We start from the raw sequence: 1,683 nt of genomic DNA on the forward strand, positions 1-1,683 counted from the left end.
AGCCTCGATCCACCGACGTGATGCCTGTGGATAACTTTCAGGAGAACGAGGAAGTGCCTTGTGACCTGCGATGATGGGAGTTCTTCAGGCTTCCGGCACGCACGATCAGCAAGGCACTTCCGAGATGCAAGTTTCCCATACGCCGGCGGCGGTCTCCGCTGCGTTCGATGATCCGAATCTGATCGCGCAGGCCGGGCTGGTCCCGGTGATGCGGCTGGCCGAGCGGTGCGGGCTGTCGCGGCTGGTCGCCGAGAAGGTGAAGCTGACCGGGACGAAGAACGGCGCGGGTGCGGCGGCGGACGCAAAGGTCACCAGCGTCGTGGGCGGCATGGTCGCGGGCGCGGACAGCATCGACGACCTGGACGTGCTGCGTCATGGTGCGATGCCTGCCGTGTTCGGCGGCGTCCGCGCCCCGTCCACGCTGGGGACGTTCCTGCGCGCGTTCACCCACGGCCACGCTCTGCAACTCCACGCCGTGCACCGCAGGTTCCTGGGCGCGCTGGCCGCGTACACCCCGCTGCTGCCCGGCTCCGGCGAGAAGGCGTTCATCGACGTCGACTCCACCCACAAACGCGTCTACGGCCGGGCCAAGCAGGGCGCCGAGTACGGCCGGTTCAAGGGCATCCGCACCCTGCACCCCCTGCTCGCCACCCTCTGCACCCCCCACTCGCGGCCGGTGATCGCCGCCGTGCGGATGCGCCGCGGCAAGGCAGCCGACTCCCGCGGCGCCCCGAAGTTCGTCAGTGAGGCCCTGGCCACTGCCGTCGAGGCAGGCAGCACCGGCCTGCGCATCCTGCGCGCGGACTCCCAGTTCTACAACGCCGGAGTCATCGCCGCCTGCCGCCGGGCGGATGCCCACTTCTCGATCACCACCGGCATGAACCCCTCCATCAAACGCGCCGTCCTCGCCATTCCGGACACTGCATGGCAGCAGATCAGCTACCCGACCGGGATCCCCGATCCGGACACCGGCGAGCTCATCCCGGACGCCGAGGTCGCCGAGATCCCCGCCTACACCGCGTTCGCCAGCCGCAAGAAGACCGAGCGGGTCACCGCCCGCCTCATCGTGCGCCGGGTCCGCGACCTGGCCAGACCAGCCACCATCGGCGAGCAGGGCGCACTGTTCCCCGTCTGGCGCTACCACCCCTTCTTCACCGACAACCCCGCCCCCACACTCCAGGCCGAACGCGAACACCGCCACCACGCGGTCATCGAGCAGGTCATCGCGGACAGCAAAGCCGCAGCCTTCGCCCACCTGCCCTCCGGCCACTTCCACGCCAACTCCGCCTGGCTCACCCTGTGGGCCATGGCCTACAACCTGCTACGGGCCGCCGGCGCCCTGACCTCGGCCTTCCATGCCAAGGCCACCACCGCCACCCTCCGCGCCCACCTGGTCAACGTCCCCGCCCGGATCGCGCGTTCCGCCCGACGCATCACCCTGCACCTGCCCCGGCGATGCCCCTGGCAGCACGCCTGGACACACCTGTTCGACACCGTCCACGCACCGCCCGAACCAGCCTGACCTCCCTGTCCACCCCGCCCAACTGGGCCCAACCAGAGCTGAAATCGTGGAAAAGCCGGGCAGACCGGCAAATACCCCATGCCTGCATCCAGTCGGCAATCCCACGCCCGGCCCAGCGAGCCTCAAAAACCGGCTTCAGAACCGACCGGTGGATCGAGGCT

Annotated in this window: 1 protein-coding gene; it reads left to right on the top strand. The window is 69.2% G+C overall.

What is annotated here, in order from left to right; all coding sequences use genetic code 11:
* Positions 1-124: 124 nt before the first annotated feature.
* A complete protein-coding gene (locus ACIP8W_RS31915) occupies positions 125-1,522 on the top strand; it encodes an IS1380 family transposase (RefSeq protein ID WP_401958958.1) in 1,398 nt (465 codons plus the stop codon).
* Positions 1,523-1,683 lie beyond the last annotated feature (161 nt).

It is taken from the genome of Streptomyces sp. NPDC088554, assembly GCF_044752945.1.
In the GTDB taxonomy this organism is placed as follows: Bacteria; Actinomycetota; Actinomycetes; order Streptomycetales; family Streptomycetaceae; genus Streptomyces.

What these genes read in the sequence shown, in the direction of transcription:
- ACIP8W_RS31915 (WP_401958958.1), top strand. Translation starts at nt 125, where the DNA reads ATGCAAGTTTCCCATACGCCGGCGGCGGTCTCCGCTGCGTTCGATGAT.